12 protein-coding genes are annotated in these 15,344 nt (G+C 43.8%); 3 read left to right on the forward strand and 9 right to left on the reverse strand.

Annotation, left to right across the window (positions count from 1 at the left end; translation table 11 throughout):
* Positions 1 to 130: 130 nt before the first annotated feature.
* The 6 genes from perR to ACI35L_RS15500 all read right to left on the reverse strand — a co-directional run bounded on the left by perR (position 131) and on the right by ACI35L_RS15500 (position 4,482).
* Positions 131 to 571, reverse strand: coding sequence for a peroxide-responsive transcriptional repressor PerR (gene perR, locus ACI35L_RS15475; protein WP_049672062.1), 441 nt, complete (start codon positions 569 to 571; stop codon positions 131 to 133).
* Between the two features lie 130 nt (positions 572 to 701).
* The gene (locus ACI35L_RS15480) at positions 702 to 1,250 is read right to left on the reverse strand and encodes a cob(I)yrinic acid a,c-diamide adenosyltransferase (protein WP_049672063.1); all 549 of its coding nucleotides are present in this window, start codon (positions 1,248 to 1,250) and stop codon (positions 702 to 704) included.
* A 2-nt stretch (positions 1,251 to 1,252) separates the two neighbouring features.
* A complete protein-coding gene (locus ACI35L_RS15485; protein ID WP_049672064.1) occupies positions 1,253 to 2,212 on the reverse strand; it encodes a D-2-hydroxyacid dehydrogenase in 960 nt (319 codons plus the stop codon).
* A 203-nt stretch (positions 2,213 to 2,415) separates the two neighbouring features.
* Positions 2,416 to 3,537, reverse strand: coding sequence for an aminopeptidase (locus ACI35L_RS15490; protein ID WP_439803269.1), 1,122 nt, complete (start codon positions 3,535 to 3,537; stop codon positions 2,416 to 2,418).
* 26 nt (positions 3,538 to 3,563) lie between these two features.
* Complete coding sequence (bcp, locus tag ACI35L_RS15495; RefSeq protein ID WP_049672066.1) at positions 3,564 to 4,034, reverse strand: thioredoxin-dependent thiol peroxidase; 471 nt, start codon at positions 4,032 to 4,034, stop codon at positions 3,564 to 3,566.
* A 40-nt stretch (positions 4,035 to 4,074) separates the two neighbouring features.
* Entirely contained in the window at positions 4,075 to 4,482 is a 408-nt protein-coding gene (locus tag ACI35L_RS15500; RefSeq protein WP_231589611.1) for a potassium channel family protein, read from the reverse strand.
* 175 nt (positions 4,483 to 4,657) lie between these two features.
* Between ACI35L_RS15500 and ACI35L_RS15505 the strand changes: the two genes are divergently transcribed.
* From ACI35L_RS15505 to ACI35L_RS15515, 3 genes are all read left to right on the forward strand, one after another.
* Positions 4,658 to 5,950 carry a glutamate-1-semialdehyde 2,1-aminomutase gene (locus ACI35L_RS15505; RefSeq protein WP_049672068.1) on the forward strand — a complete coding sequence of 431 codons (1,293 nt, stop codon included), beginning with the start codon at positions 4,658 to 4,660 and terminating at the stop codon, positions 5,948 to 5,950.
* A 317-nt stretch (positions 5,951 to 6,267) separates the two neighbouring features.
* Positions 6,268 to 10,746: a glutamate synthase-related protein gene (locus tag ACI35L_RS15510; RefSeq protein ID WP_049672069.1), complete on the forward strand. Its 4,479-nt coding sequence runs from the start codon at positions 6,268 to 6,270 to the stop codon at positions 10,744 to 10,746.
* A 264-nt stretch (positions 10,747 to 11,010) separates the two neighbouring features.
* The gene (locus tag ACI35L_RS15515) at positions 11,011 to 12,093 is read left to right on the forward strand and encodes an FUSC family protein (protein WP_049672070.1); all 1,083 of its coding nucleotides are present in this window, start codon (positions 11,011 to 11,013) and stop codon (positions 12,091 to 12,093) included.
* Between the two features lie 181 nt (positions 12,094 to 12,274).
* On the opposite strand, the gene ACI35L_RS15520 is transcribed toward ACI35L_RS15515, so the two are convergent.
* The 3 genes from ACI35L_RS15520 to ntdP all read right to left on the reverse strand — a co-directional run bounded on the left by ACI35L_RS15520 (position 12,275) and on the right by ntdP (position 15,281).
* Positions 12,275 to 12,721 (reverse strand): YybH family protein, encoded by a 447-nt coding sequence (locus ACI35L_RS15520; protein WP_049672071.1) that lies wholly within the window; start codon positions 12,719 to 12,721, stop codon positions 12,275 to 12,277.
* Positions 12,722 to 12,942: 221 nt separating this feature from the next.
* On the reverse strand, positions 12,943 to 14,691 hold the full coding sequence (locus ACI35L_RS15525; RefSeq protein WP_049672072.1) for an ABC transporter ATP-binding protein: 1,749 nt from the start codon (positions 14,689 to 14,691) through the stop codon (positions 12,943 to 12,945).
* 50 nt (positions 14,692 to 14,741) lie between these two features.
* Positions 14,742 to 15,281 (reverse strand): nucleoside tri-diphosphate phosphatase, encoded by a 540-nt coding sequence (ntdP, locus tag ACI35L_RS15530; protein WP_049672073.1) that lies wholly within the window; start codon positions 15,279 to 15,281, stop codon positions 14,742 to 14,744.
* Between the last annotated feature and the right edge of the window lie 63 nt (positions 15,282 to 15,344).

Genomic DNA, 15,344 nt, shown 5'->3' on the forward strand with positions numbered 1-15,344 from the left:
GGGCAAGGAATTTGATGAAACCTATAATAGAAAAAACCAAGAGAACCATCATGCATAAAAAAGAGAAGCCTGGTTTTTCACCGGCTTCTTTTCTCTTATAAAAAACCCGCTAATTTAGCGGGTTCAAAAATTAATGCACTTCTTTAGCTGCACAATCAGGGCAATCTCCGTAAATCTCCATCCGGTGATGAGTTACCTTGAAACCAGCCACATGCGAAGCAAGATGCTCAACCTCATCAAGACCTGGATAATGGAAATCGACAATCTTCCCGCATTTCTCACAAATAATATGGTAGTGGTCAGAGGAAGAATAATCAAAACGACTGGATGAATCTCCGTACGTCAACTCTTTCACCAATCCAACCTCTTTGAACACACGCAAGTTATTGTAGACAGTTGCTACGCTCATATTGGGAAATTTACCTTCTAATGCTTTGTAAATATCATCTGCAGTTGGATGTGTATGTGATGTAATTAAAAATTCTAATATGGCATGACGTTGCGGAGTCATGCGGACACCAGTTGTTTTCAGAGTATCTAAAGCATCTTTAAGTTGGTGAGACACCGTCATGCACTCCCTTTTTTATAGATTCTTACTTTATAATGGTTACAATAAGTTTACTTGATAAAGCGCCGTATTGTCAATGTTTCTACCAACCTAGCGGGTATAAGTCATCCACTCAGATTGGTAATCTCCTCTCCTATTCATGCAGCGTGGGTTCAAGACGGCCTAAACGCAGGTTCAAGAAACGCGCTGCAACGAAGAGCAAATCGGAGAGCCTGTTCAAGTAGGCAATCACGAGAGGGTTGACTCCTTCGCCAATCGCGATAGCTTTTCTTTCTGCCCTTCTGACAATCGTTCGTGCAACATGCAGCGTTGCACCAGCAGGATGTCCGCCCGGAAGAATGAAGTTCTTGAAGGGAGGAAGCTCCTCATTTAGCTCATCAATATACAATTCCATATCCGTAATGGACTCCTTCTTGAGTACCCATCCGACTTTTTTGCCCTCTGGTGTTGCTAATTCAGCACCAACATGAAATAGATCTGTTTGAATGACATGGAAGACTTGTTGAAGCTTATCTTTCCCCTCAAAGTCCAAATCATGTATATGACTAAGAGCGAGTCCAATCATCGAATTCGCCTCATCACAGGTACCATAGGCTTCTACACGTAAATCTGTTTTCAAGACTCTTGTCCCGTAAACAAGGGATGTTTGCCCTTTATCTCCAGTTCTCGTATAAATCTTCAATATTAATACCCCTTTCCTAAATCGATTTTATTCATATAATCATCTTCTTTTCTGCCAGAATACACATCTAAGTTGTGCTCAAAGATGGCAAAGGCTCTCGGAAGATAATTCTCCGTGATACTGGAGATATGCGGAGTTATCGTCAAGTTCGAATAGCCCCAAAGCGGGTTATCGGCGTCAAGCGGCTCGGCAGGAAACACATCAAGCGCCATATGACCAACGACCTTATCCTCCAGCACCCTCTTCAACGTCTCTATCGTGATAAGATCTCCTCTTCCTAGATTAATAAAGAGAGCATCACTTCTCATCTGCTTGAAATGATCATATGTGAGAAGCCCCCTCGTCTCTGGCGTACTTGGCAGGACAGACACAATGATATGTGCCTCCGGGAGTACCTGATTCAATTGTCCAATTGGGTGCACATCAGAAAAACTCTCTCCATCATAACGGCCGCTTCTATTCACGCCAATCACCTTCATTTGGAATGCATCAGCAAGACGAGCTATTTCCTCCGGAATAGCTCCAGTTCCAAGCAACAAGAGTGTCTTTCCGCACAATTCACCTACAGGGAGCCATTTATTCCATGTACTCTCCCTTTGCAAATCCTTTAAGTCAGCCAGCCTTTTCACATGTGATAACATGAGACCCAGTGCAAATTCAGACATCGGGACAGCATGGATACCTCTTGCGTTCGTCACAAGGATTCCCCTGCTCTCGATAGCTTCAATCGGCATCTTATCAATACCTGCAGCCATTGCGCTAATCCATTTGAGCGAGGACGCACGATTGATAATTTCTGGGCTCAAGTCTTCCGCATATGTAATGAAGATTTCCATTTCACCAATCAGTTTATCGTCAATCTGTTCCATCCCCTTAAAAAAGCAGAACTCATGTTCATTAAACTTCTCAGTGATGGATTTCTGCAGCGCTCTCGGAGGCAAAAAAGACGAGACAATTTTCATAATTACATCCCCCAAACATCTTATAACTAATTTCTTACTATTTATATTAAGAAACTTTCCCTATAAATACCAAAAAAAGGACTGCAAAATAATGATCTTTTGCAGTCATCAACATTTATGTTTGAGGAGGTATTCCCTGATTTCATCTTATTCAGATTGTCCGAGGTTGATTAGGGGATGAGCCTTCATTCTATAAAAAGGGCTCATTTCCCCTTCCGAAGCAAGGCATTCGGATTCAATCCCTCAAGCTCCGGGACGACAAATAAACCATTTTTGCGAATGAGACGGTCATCGAAGTAAATCTCTCCTCCACCGTATTCCTCACGCTGGACAAGAACCATATCCCAATGGATAGAGGATACATTTCCATTATCCGCTTCCTTATAAGCCAATCCAGGCGTGAAATGAATACTGCCATTAATTTTCTCATCAAAGAGAATGTCGCCCATTGGATGATGAATCATCGGATTGAGGCCAAGTGCGAACTCTCCAATATATCGGGCACCTTCGTCAGTATCAAAAATATCATTTATTTTCTCTGATTGATCAGCCGCAGCTTTGATAATCTTTCCATCTTTAAAGGTCAAACTCACATTACGGAAGGTTGTCCCCTGGTAGGGACAAGGAGTGTTATAGGTAATGGTGCCGTTAACGCTGTCTCTGACAGGAGCGGTATACACTTCCCCATCCGGTATATTTCGCTCCCCATAGCACATAACAGCCGGTATCCCCTTGATTGAAAAGGTGAGGTCTGTGCCCGGTGACACGATACGCACACGGTCAGTCTTCTCCATTAATTCTTTTAGAGGTTTCATAGCAGCTGCCATCTTTGCATAATCAACCGTACATACATCAAGAAGGAAATCCTCAAATTTACTCGTGCTCATGCCAGCTTTTTGTGCGAGCGATTTTGTCGGGTAATTCAGGAGTACCCAACGGCATTTATTAATATAGTAATCAGTAACAGGCTTCATGACTTCACCGCTCACCCTGAATACCTCTGCAGGGATATCGGTCATCTCCGCGTCATTCTCTTCCCCGACTATGTAAATCAGCGCGTCCAAGTCTTGGAATCGCTGCATTTCCCACCTGGCGATTGTTTCATACTGCTCAAGGCTGCTTTGTATAGCCCATTGCCTATCTAATTCATCATCCTTAAGCTCCATGAATGGATAGGCTCCCAGCTTATACGCCTCCTCAAGCAATTCGAGCATAAGCGGTTTTGTATTCGGTTGGCCGTGAATCATGATTTTATCCCCTTTTCCCGCTTTCACAGAATGCTCAAGGATTTGTTTGGCCAGTACCTTTAATCGCGGATCCCTCATCTTCTCCCTCTCCCCTCACTTTGCCTTTAAGATAAATTCTCCTTAATATAGGTTAACGCTTCTTCAACATGCCCCTTCACCTTCACCTTACGCCACTCCTTGACGACTTCACCCTCTTTATTGATGACAAAGGTCGAACGCTCCACACCCATATATTCCTTACCGAAATTTTTCTTTAAAACCCATACCCCATAGGCTTCAGACAAGACATGTTCCGGATCAGACAATAAGAGAAACGGCAAATCATATTTAGCTATGAACTTTTCATGTCTTTCCTTTGGATCAGGGCTCACACCGACAATGATGGTATCGAGTTCAGCAAACGATTGATGACTTTCTCTGAAATCGCAAGCCTCCGTCGTACAACCAGGTGTCATATCCTTTGGGTAGAAGTACAGCACAACATTCTTCCCAGCAAAATCAGCCATCGTTACAACCTTTCCATCTCCGGCCTCCAGTTTAAAGTCAGGTGCCATCTTTCCTATTAACGTACTCATATCGATTCCTCCTTCACTTTACATCTATTTATTACTATACCTAATTACGGTCAATTTTTACATTCTCAAAGTCAATGGCCGTACGAACAACAAATGCCGCCGGCAGCGCATATCCAATTAACGCTTCTATAGAAGCAATCCATCTCCCGACACCAACAGGCACCATATCCCCATACCCCACAGACAGCAAGGTCATCGTGCTGAAATAGAGTGATGAAGCAAGCTTGGCGAAGAACCCTCCCATAACAGGCAAACCGTTCAAGTGAATAACCGAACCAAATTTCAAATCCATCAAGACATACAATAACCCAAAGCCTATCAAGAAGATGAAATAGACCGTTATAATCCAATACAAATGCTCCAAGGAAATTCTCTCTCCCTTCTCAGTCGGAAGCAAGAGGCTCTTCAAGCTCATCCCCAGGCATATAATCACCGCTGATATAAACACATAGAACAAAGGATTCCCTCCTTCAATCGCGAACATCCCGCTAGTAATATATACTCAAGGCTCTGCATAACTATGATTGGTTGTACAGAACTGCTGGTTGGCTCGACCATATACAAATAAAGTTTGGGAGTGCTACAATATATTACGTGCTTTATGCATGAAGGAGGTATTTTTTATGAATCATACACAATCTGAGAAGCTGCATGCAGAAGCCCTCGAAATTATCGTCGGAGGAGTCAACTCCCCCTCACGGTCATACAAGGCTGTCGGCGGCGGATCGCCCGTCTCCATGGTAAAAGGTAAAGGCGCTTACTTCTGGGATGTTGACGGCAATAAGTACATAGACTACCTTGCTGCTTTTGGACCGATTATTACAGGTCATGCACATCCCCATATTACGAAGGCCATTACGGAAGCAGCAGAGAACGGGGTACTCTATGGAACACCAACACCATCAGAATTGACGTTTGCCAAAATGCTGCAGGAAGCCATTCCTTCTATGGAAAAAATTCGTTTCACAAATTCAGGCACTGAATCCGTCATGTCAACGATTCGTGTTGCCAGAGCGTATACAGGAAGAGACAAGATCGTTAAATTTGCCGGATGCTATCACGGACATTCCGATCTCGTATTAGTCGCTGCAGGCTCAGGGCCATCTACACTCGGTACACCTGACTCTGCCGGTGTTCCTCAAAGCATTGCCAAAGAGGTTATAACTGTACCATTCAATGATGTTGAATCTTTTAAAGAGACAATGGAGAAATGGGGAGAAGAAGTAGCAGGTATTCTCGTTGAACCAATCGTCGGAAACTTCGGCATCGTTCAGCCGCAGCCAGGATTCCTTGAATCTGTAAATGAAATCGCTCATGCACACGGTTCCCTTGTCATCTATGATGAGGTCATCACTGCATTCCGCTTTATGTATGGCGGTGCTCAAAACCTATTAGGCGTGGAGCCGGACATTACCGCTATTGGGAAAATCATCGGCGGCGGCCTGCCAATTGGCGCCTATGGCGGCAGAAAAGAAATCATGGATAAGGTAGCCCCAATGGGACCCGCTTACCAAGCTGGAACAATGGCCGGAAACCCTGCTTCCATGTTAGCTGGCATCGCTTGCCTCGAAATCTTGAAAGAAGAAGGGGTATATGACCGCCTAGACACGCTCGGTGCCCGATTAGAAGACGGCATCCGCAATGCAGCTAAGCAGCATAATGTAGCTATTCAGCTTAATCGATTAAAAGGTGCCTTGACTGTATACTTCACAGATTCAAAAGAAGAAATCATCAATTACGCACAGGTAGAAGCAACTGACGGAGAAAAATTCGGCCGTTTCTTCAAACTCATGCTTGAGCAGGGCATTAATCTCGCCCCTTCGAAATATGAGGCTTGGTTCTTAACAACCGCTCATACAGAAGAAGATATTGATAGAACGATAGAAGCAGTCAACGAAGCATTCAAATCTTTATAAATTCATCAAGATGAATAATTATTCAAAGGTAAATCCGCTTATCATAAGCGGATTTATTCTACAAATGAATAAAGGAAGCGTTTACATTAGGCTGTTTTACTGATTGCATATTTTTTTACAATCTAGTGACCAATGCATAATTAATTGATTTCTGAAAATTCTAATGATACTATATAGCTATTAGTCTTTAATGATTGTATACCCTCACACTATGTATTCCCTTCCAATTAGTTTCCAAAGTTACATCCAATACCACAAGTTTAAGCAGGAGGTGAACTGGCAATTAAATAGGCGCAAGCTTATCCGTTGCCTTTCTTATGAACCAAAAATGGAGTCCTAGCAAATTTACCGAATTCCATAAAGCTGAACATGATGCTTGCGGAATTATCGCCTGTGTAGAAAAGAAAAAAATCCCAACACGTGAAAATATCTTTGCGTGTATTGATGCCCTTGTAACCATGAACCACCGCGCTGGTTTTATTAATGGTGAAGGTGACGGCGTTGGCATTCATATAGATATCCCGCGTGCGTTATGGCAAGAAAAGCTAAAAAATACAGGGGTCGATTCTTCCCTGGCTGATTCCTCTCACTTCGTCGTTGGTCACTTCTTTATAGACCGCCGCGCCGATAAAGGACAGACAATCGAAGAGATTGTCCACAAAGCAAAAAGCAGCGGATTAAATGAGGTCTTTGTGTCCGATCAAGCCTATTCTTCAGACGCACTCGGACCAATCGCCCTGCAGGAGAACCCTGTCTTCTTACAGGTTGGCTTTATTGCCAATAAAGAGTTAAACCAGCAAGCACTCTCTTCCCTTTTATTTGATTTGACTATAGAAATTGAAAAAAATGAATCGATTCATGTTTCATCCTTAAGCCAATATCATGCGGTCTACAAGGTTATGGGTGCCGGGGATATTCTGCCAAAATATTATCCTGACTTAAGCAGCCCGCTCGTTGCATCCACTATGACTCTAGGACATAACCGGTATTGCACGAATACATTATCAAGCTTCTTCCGTGTGCAGCCATTCAGCGTTCTCGGCCATAATGGCGAGATTAATACGATTGCACGCTTACGGGATGAAGCACAAATGATTGGTGTTCCGCTCGTGCAAGGCGGAAGTGATTCACAAGACCTTAGCCGCACGCTCGAAACATTTATTTACCGCGAAGGCTACAGCTTATTCGAAGCGCTTGATATCATCTTCCCTCCAATCATCAATGAGATGAAGGAATATCCTGGACATCTTCAGGATTTGTACACATACTTACGTGAATCCTGGGGACATTTCGCCCAAGGACCAGCAGCCATCATTTCCCGCCACGCAGACGAAGTAGCGTTCTCCGTTGATTCACTGGGCTTGCGCCCATTATGGATGATGGAAACATCAAGCTCTTATCTTTTCGGTTCAGAACCTGGTGTCATTCCAACGACTGAATATGTTGCCGATCCAAAACCAATCGGACCAGGAGAAAAGGTCGGCTTGAAATGGAACGGAGATACCATCAAGCTTTATGAATATAAGCACTATCAAGAAGAAGTGTTCGAACGCTTCTCCAGTCGACTTTCATTTAAGGATACACACCTGCGCATGCTTCCTCCTGAAGCGAAGAAAATAATCGTGAACCAAGAGGACTCCAAAATCCAAAACGGGCAGTATAAGGCCTTTGGATGGGAGCGCGATAATATCCAATTAGTTGAGCAAATGGCAGAAAAAGGAGCAGAACCAATTCGTTCACTTGGCCATGATGCACCACTCGCAGCCCTTAACCCAGAACGACAAAACATTGCTGACTTCATTAAAGAAAGCGTGGCAGTTGTCACAAACCCTGCCATTGACAGGGACCGTGAGATGGAGCATTTCTCGACAAGAACCATCATCGGAAAACGTCCATCCTTATTTACAAGCGATAAGCAAGCAGGCCCAATCATTGAACTTCTTACCCCTCTGCTAGTAGAAGGTAAACCTGGTCAGGATTGCGTACGAGAATTGGGCCAGCCTTCCTTCGAACAGATTTATCAATTATTTGATGGCGAAGGCAAATGGCATACCATCTCCATGACATTTACAGAGGAAGAAACAATCGCTGAAGCCCTTGCACGCATTACAGGAGAGGCTATTCAAGCCGTCAGCAATGGTGCTTCTATCCTTTGTCTGGATGATGATTCAGCACATAAGGACGGACAGTTATGGATTGACCCGCATCTAGTCGTATCAGCCGTTGACCAAGCACTTGTCAAGAACGGTAAACGTCGTGATTGCTCTCTTGCCCTGCGTTCTGCAGCTATTCGCAATTTGCATGATATTATCGTTGCTTATGGATTGGGTGCAAATCTAATCAATCCTTATTATATGTTCCGAACAGTCGCTGATGAGACAGCGAAGCCTGTTGCGAACCTTTATAAGGCCTTGTCAAAGGGTCTTGAGAAAGTGATCTCCACACTCGGTATTCACGAGCTTCGCGGGTATGGACGCTTATTCTCAAGCATCGGCTTGCACGATGAGGTTGCAGAAGTCCTGAATATCGTCAACTTCTTTGGCTCTAACGAACTCAAGTACAACTTTGAAACCATGAAGGAAGATGCCAAGCAGCGCACAACTGATTATGCAAATGAGAAAGAGCGCATCGGCAAAACATTCCACCTCTTCCCGCGTATTTGGAAAGCAATCGGGGATGTGGCAAAGACCGGCGATTATACAGCCTACGGCGAGAAGATTTCTGAGCAAGAGGAACAGAATCCGACAACCATCCGTCATTTAACAGATTTCAAACAGACGGGTAATACTGTCAACCCAGAAATGGTCAATCTCGGCGTCGGTGAACATAGCCTGCCATTCGTTATTGCGTCCATGTCTTTCGGTTCTCAAAATGAGACAGCCTTCCGTGCATATGCTGAAGGAGCAGATCGCCTGAACATGATCAGCATGAACGGCGAAGGCGGCGAAATCAAAGATATGCTTGGTAAATACCCTCGGACACGCGGACAGCAGATTGCTTCAGGACGGTTCGGTGTCAATGCAGAGCTATTAAACTCTTCTAACCTGCTCGAAATTAAAATCGGGCAAGGCGCGAAGCCTGGTGAAGGCGGGCATTTGCCTGGTTCTAAGGTGACAGCGAAGATTGCCGAAGCTCGTAATGCGACAATCGGCTCTGACTTGATTTCACCTTCTAATAACCATGATATTTATTCGATTGAGGACTTGGCTCAAATGATTCATGAGCTGAAAACGGCCAATGACCAAGCCAAGGTTGCTGTCAAGGTTCCTGTCGTGCCGAATATCGGAACAATTGCTGTCGGAATCGCCAAAGCTGGAGCAGATATTATCACTTTAAGCGGATTTGACGGCGGTACTGGTGCCGCTCGGATTCATGCCCTGCAAAATGTTGGTCTTCCAGTCGAAATCGGGGTTAAATCTGCGCATAACGCCTTACTTGAGGCAGGCTTAAGACAAGATGTCGAGCTTTGGGCTGACGGCGGTCTAAAGAGTGCAAAAGATATCCTTAAAGTGATGCTGTTAGGAGCTAACCGTGTTGGCTTTGGTACCTTATCCATGATTGCCATCGGGTGTACCACTTGCCGCGGCTGTCATCTGGATACATGCCATGTCGGTATTGCAACTCAAATCGACTCTGAAGCTGAAGCTAAAGAACATGGCTTGCGCCGCTTCGTACCAAGGCAATACGATTTAGCCGTTGAAGGGATCGTCAATATGTTCACCGCTTTCGGTAATGAGCTGAAGACATTGGCTGCCCAGCTCGGCATTACGGATCTTCAAGAAGCAGTCGGTCATTCTGAGCTGCTCGAGCAAACAAAAGGCAAAGACATGCTTGACCTAACCTATCTGCTTAAGACCCTTGAGCTTGGACAAATCTCCAAGATGGAATCAAAATCATCGGATGAGGAGCTCATGGTCCAAATGGCAGCGGTTGGTGCCGAATATCTTGATTCAAGTGTGAACGATTTGTTCCAATCCCGTAATTTCCAAAATGTCAACGCCATTCAACGTGTTCTTGGCAGCCGCGTTTCCTGCCATCGAGTACGCGGGCGCTTAGATGGTTCATACAGAAAGCTTGATCCGGTGAATCTAACCTATAAAGGCTCCATTCCAGGAAACGGTCTTGGTGCATACAACACAGAAGGCATCAATATCGTTGTCGATGGCGGAGCCCAGGACGGAACAGGTAAAACATCCTTTGGCGGAACAATCGCCATCTTGAAGGATAAAGGAAAAGATGGACAATACTATAACGGCTCCGTTGGTAAAGGCTTTGGCTATGGTGCTCAAAAAGGCTTGCTCATCGCCCAAGGTGATGCCGATGCCCGTGCCGGAATCCGTCTCTCTGGTGCAGATATGATTATCGGCGGACTGCTTAAACAGGATATACCAGCCGACGAAAAAGGCAATATTGGTGTTAACTCCAATATTAAAGGCTTTGCCTTTGAGTATATGACCAATGGCCGCGGACTTGTACTCGGTGATCCAGGCCCATGGATTTGCGCCGGCATGACAGGCGGAGTCATTTATCTCCGCTATCAGCCAGAGCGCGGCTTGAATAAAGATGCCCTCCAGCGCAGGATCGCTAAAGGCGCACTTGTATCCATCGAGAAATTAACTGATACAGGCGTTAAGGATGTTACCGAGCTTCTTAGTCAATACATGAGCATACTAGGCTCAAATGGACAAAAAGCAGAAGCAGAAGAACTGGCCCTCCTTTTAGAGAACCCAGCTCAAAACTTCATCCAAATCGTCCCTGTGAAGGAACATGCCGATCCTTCCGTTTCAACAGAATGATTCGCGTATTGAAAAAAAGCCCTCCTTTGATCAGGAGGGCTTTTACTTTTAACTACCAAGACAGTTGTAAGCTCATCTATTTTGTTTTAAAGAAGGAAACTAGGGCATCCATGCATTCTTGAGTGAGTAAAGGGGAAAATAATTATCATATATAAGTCAATTTACAAGTATATCTTGAACATCCGGCCAAAACCCTGTATAGTACATTGAGTGAAAATAGACAAACGATTTGCATAACTTTAGATAAAGGAAGAGGTAGAATTTATGAAGGTTGGTGCCCGAGTTTTTAAAACGGGAGTAGCCATAGTCATAGCCATTTATGTAGCGGTACTGCTTGGGATTCCATCCCCTACATTGGCAGCCATTTCGGCGGTATTTGCCGTACAGCCGACTATTTATCGCTCCTATTTAACATTGATTGACCAAATACAGGCCAATATCATCGGTTTCTTGGTAGCCATCACATTTGTCCTGTTATTCGGAAACGAGCCGTTATTAATCGGTCTCGCTGCCATTATCACAATCGTCATTAATCTGAAGCTAAAAAATGATAATCAATTAACCATCTCTTTAGTGACATTAATCTTGATTATGGAGCAACCTGAAGGCGATTTTACAACGTTCGCTTTCTGGAGAGTATTCGCCATTCTCATCGGGATTCTCTCAGCCTTCCTAGTGAACTTGATTTTTCTTCCGCCTAAATATGAAACAAAGCTGTTCACACGAATTAATTACACCACTGATGAGATTCTGCGCTGGATTCGCATTGGCTCACGCAGCACGACCGAGCATGTGCATTTAAAGAAGGATATTAAACGGCTTAAGGAGAACATGAGCAAATCCGAGCGGCTTTATGATATGTATCAAGAGGAACGGCAATATTTCAAGAAAAATAATATTGCAAAGGCTCGAAAGCTCGTCCTTTATCGCTATATGATTGCGACCAACCGACGAGCGCTCGATATCCTAAAAAGACTTCACCGTTTTGAAGTAGAGTTTCACCAAATGCCGGATGACTTCCAGCTTGAAGTCCAAGAACAGCTCGATATCCTGATGAGAAAACATGAACATATCCATTTGAAATTCACGGAAAAAGTTAAACCAGGATACTTATATGCCGAGACAGAGGAGCAATATAATAAGCAGCAGTTGATTGAGGTTGTCAGAGGCTTCCGCATTAATGCCACGGATGAAACACCTGTTTACTACCATATGGTCACCTTGATCTCCGCGATTTTGGAATACGGAGACTATCTGGAGCATCTCGAAATGCTCGTCAATAGCTTCCATTCCTACCATAAAGCAGAAAACAAATCCGTACAATTACCGGATGATGATCAAGCATAAGAGCCATTGAGCGCTCAAAATAGCAGGCGAAAAACCGTTTTGGTTTTCCGCCTGTTTTTATAGCGTATTGCTGCTGTTTCTGTTTCCCTGACGACCGAGGTTTAAAAACAGCCTTTCTGTGACATCTAACGTACCATTCAGTTATAGTCCAGAATATAAGATATGCAGCAGTCATCCTTATTTAACCTTTACCCATGTTGTAAATTCCTTTACCAGTTTCTACACTTATAGGTAATGAGGAATGTTCATGGATTATAAACCATGATTCATTCACCTTTTTCAAACCATATGTGAATCGATTAGACATTTGGCGAAGTTGCTCACCACCATCTGCTAAATGTGCAGTAAATGTTACAGTACAATAAACAAATGCAAGGTTTATATCTTCCTCAACTACTAGGTCATGAAAATCAACCTTAAGTAAAACACCCTCTTCGTTCAATCCATTAAACCACTCTGCTACATTATTCTTCCACAAAGAAAGGTCCTTAACCTCCCAGTTCCCCCAGCAATCATAAATATGCATTTCAGGAGCGTACATGGATAAGAACTTTTCAACATCCTTCTCGTAAACGGATGTTTTATAGTTTTCAAGTACGTCTTGAACTTTGGAAAATACAGCTGTCATTAAGTACATCCTCCTTTATTAGTTTCAAAAGTGCAAGAATGCTTACTATAAGAAATTCTATGCTCCATCATCTATTTCCTTTCAATTAACCCGAACTCACACTCCAAAGATGGCTGTTTCATAACCATTTTTTACACCTTTCATAAAGCATGGTAACTCCCGGCAACAAAAAAACGAGCCAAAAGCCCGTTTTGAACGGAGCTTTCAGCTCAGCTTCTTCATTAACTGTCCAATTGCTGGATTTTAAACAAATCATAGTAAGAGCCCTGCCTGTCCATCAATTCTTGATGGGTGCCGCTCTCAGTGATTTCACCATGCTCGATTAAGACGATTTTATCGGCATGGGTAATCGTGGATAACCGGTGGGCAATGATAAAGGTCGTCCGGTCCTCTGACAGCTTCTCAAGCGCCTCTTGAATGAGATGCTCACTCTCAAGGTCAAGAGCTGAGGTCGCCTCATCCAGAACCAGGATTGGCGGATTCTTAAGGAATACACGAGCAATGGACACACGCTGCTTCTGCCCGCCTGAGAGCTTGACGCCTCTCTCGCCCACTTTCGTCTCATATCCGCTCGGTAAACCCAAGATAAAATCATGGGCATTGGCAGCTTTAGCTGCCTCATATACTTCTTTATCAGTTGCCTCTGGCTTCCCAAGCAGAATGTTAGCACGAACCGAGTCACTGAATAAGATACTATCTTGCATGACCATGCCAATATTATCTCTCAAGGAACGGACCTTAACATCACGGATATCGATTCCATCAAGCAGAATCCTGCCTTCTGTCACATCATAAAATCTCGGAATCAAGCTGACCAAGGAAGATTTTCCTCCTCCGCTCATCCCAACCAATGCGACAGTCTCTCCACGCTTTACTTCGAGATTAATATTCTTCAAAGCTAGGTTTTCATCTTCTCCATAGGAAAAGGAAACATTCTCAAACTTGATTGTTCCTTGCACGTCCTTACATTCATTTGCATTCGGGCGGTCCTCGATATCATAAGGGACATCCAGGAACTCAAATACACGGTCCATTGATGCCAGCGACTGAGTCAATGTGGTGGAGGAATTCATCAACCGTCTCAATGGCGCATAAAGCAAGTCTATGTATCCATAAAAGGCAACCATCGTTCCAAGTGTCAAATTTCCGGATATGACTTGATAGCCGGCAAAAAGAATCACAATCAGCGGCGCAACATCTGTAATTGTATTGACAGCCGCAAATGATTTGGCATTCCAGCTCGTATGCGTCAGGGCTTTTTTAAGGAAGTTGCCATTCTCCCGATTAAATTGCTTTTGTTCATGGTCTTCTATTGCAAAGCTTTTGATTACAGCCATTCCCTGCACCCGTTCATGCAGGTATCCCTGAACCTCCGCAAGGGCCTGAGAACGTTCTCTGGTCAATCCCCGAAGCTTGCCGAAGAAGTATTTAATTGAAAAACCATAAAGAGGTAAGAGCAACAATGAAATCAGTGTCAGCTCTACATCCATAGCCAGCATAATGCCAACCGCAATGAGGATGGTGACAAGATCAAGCCATACATTCATCAGCCCGGTGATGACAAAATTCTTCGTCTCCTCTACATCATTGATTACCCGGGATATGATTTCCCCGCCCTTGGCATTGGAATAATACTTAAAGCTCAGCTTCTGTATATGACCAAACATCTTGTCACGTATATCAAACAGAATCTTGCTCGCTGTCCACTGCGCATAATATTGACGGTAATATTCAACAGGCGGTCGGACAACGACAAAGATAAAGAACATTAAAGCCATCAGCATGAACAGCTTCCTAAGCTGTTCATCCTTTGTCAGGGCATTCGCCCCGATGACATCATCAATGACGTAACCAAGCAATGCCGGAGTAATCAACGGTATGGAGAATTTCACAATTCCGATGAGAATCGTGATGATGATTTGCCATTTATAAGGTTTTACAAATTTCATATACCGTTTTATACTGCTCACTATTAATTCTCCTCTTATCACGGAAAAAGCCCGTCCGTAATGGAAACAGGCTATCTTTCGTTATTCTTGATCGTTACATAACGCTTATACCAGCTATGAACAAATTCAGGCGCGAACGGTCCCTTCTTCGCCCGAATCATGCCGATTAATTTTTCCACATTCCGTCTTAGAATATGATCGATTACATTTGGGTAACTCATTTCACGCTTATGCTGCTCATATTCATCCTCATCAAGTAAATTGTACGTCATATCTGGATATACTTTAATATCCAAATCATAATCGATATATTTTACGGCTTCTCCATCAAAGACGAAAGGGGAGCTTAAATTACAGTAATAATAAATCCCATCTTCTCGCAGCATGCCAATTATATTGAACCAGTATTGCGAATGGAAATAGGTGATTGCAGGTTCTCTCGTCAGCCATGTCCGGCCATCACTTTCGGTGACGAGAGTCCGGTCATTGCACCCAATCACAATATATTGCGTTCCCTTCAAAACGGTCGTTTCTTGCCAAACTCGGTGGATGTGTCCATTATGCTTATAGCTGTGTATTTGGATTTCTTCTCCTTCTCTCGGTACTCGCACGTTGTATTACCTACTTTCTCACCCTATGGGCAGGGCACTTATCTATCACCAATCAATTCACCC

It is taken from the genome of Pradoshia sp. (assembly GCF_051873915.1).
Lineage (GTDB): Bacteria > Bacillota > Bacilli > Bacillales > Pradoshiaceae > Pradoshia.

Excerpts from the sequence above, each read along its gene's own strand:
- ACI35L_RS15510 (WP_049672069.1), top strand. The coding sequence starts at position 6,268 with ATGAACCAAAAATGGAGTCCTAGCAAATTTACCGAATTCCATAAAGCT.
- ACI35L_RS15515 (WP_049672070.1), top strand. The coding sequence starts at position 11,011 with ATGAAGGTTGGTGCCCGAGTTTTTAAAACGGGAGTAGCCATAGTCATA.
- ACI35L_RS15485 (WP_049672064.1), bottom strand. The coding sequence starts at position 2,212 with ATGAAAATTGTCTCGTCTTTTTTGCCTCCGAGAGCGCTGCAGAAATCC.
- bcp (WP_049672066.1), bottom strand. The coding sequence starts at position 4,034 with ATGAGTACGTTAATAGGAAAGATGGCACCTGACTTTAAACTGGAGGCC.
- perR (WP_049672062.1), bottom strand. The coding sequence starts at position 571 with ATGACGGTGTCTCACCAACTTAAAGATGCTTTAGATACTCTGAAAACA.
- ACI35L_RS15490 (WP_439803269.1), bottom strand. The coding sequence starts at position 3,537 with ATGAGGGATCCGCGATTAAAGGTACTGGCCAAACAAATCCTTGAGCAT.
- ACI35L_RS15520 (WP_049672071.1), bottom strand. The coding sequence starts at position 12,721 with ATGACAGCTGTATTTTCCAAAGTTCAAGACGTACTTGAAAACTATAAA.
- ACI35L_RS15505 (WP_049672068.1), top strand. The coding sequence starts at position 4,658 with ATGAATCATACACAATCTGAGAAGCTGCATGCAGAAGCCCTCGAAATT.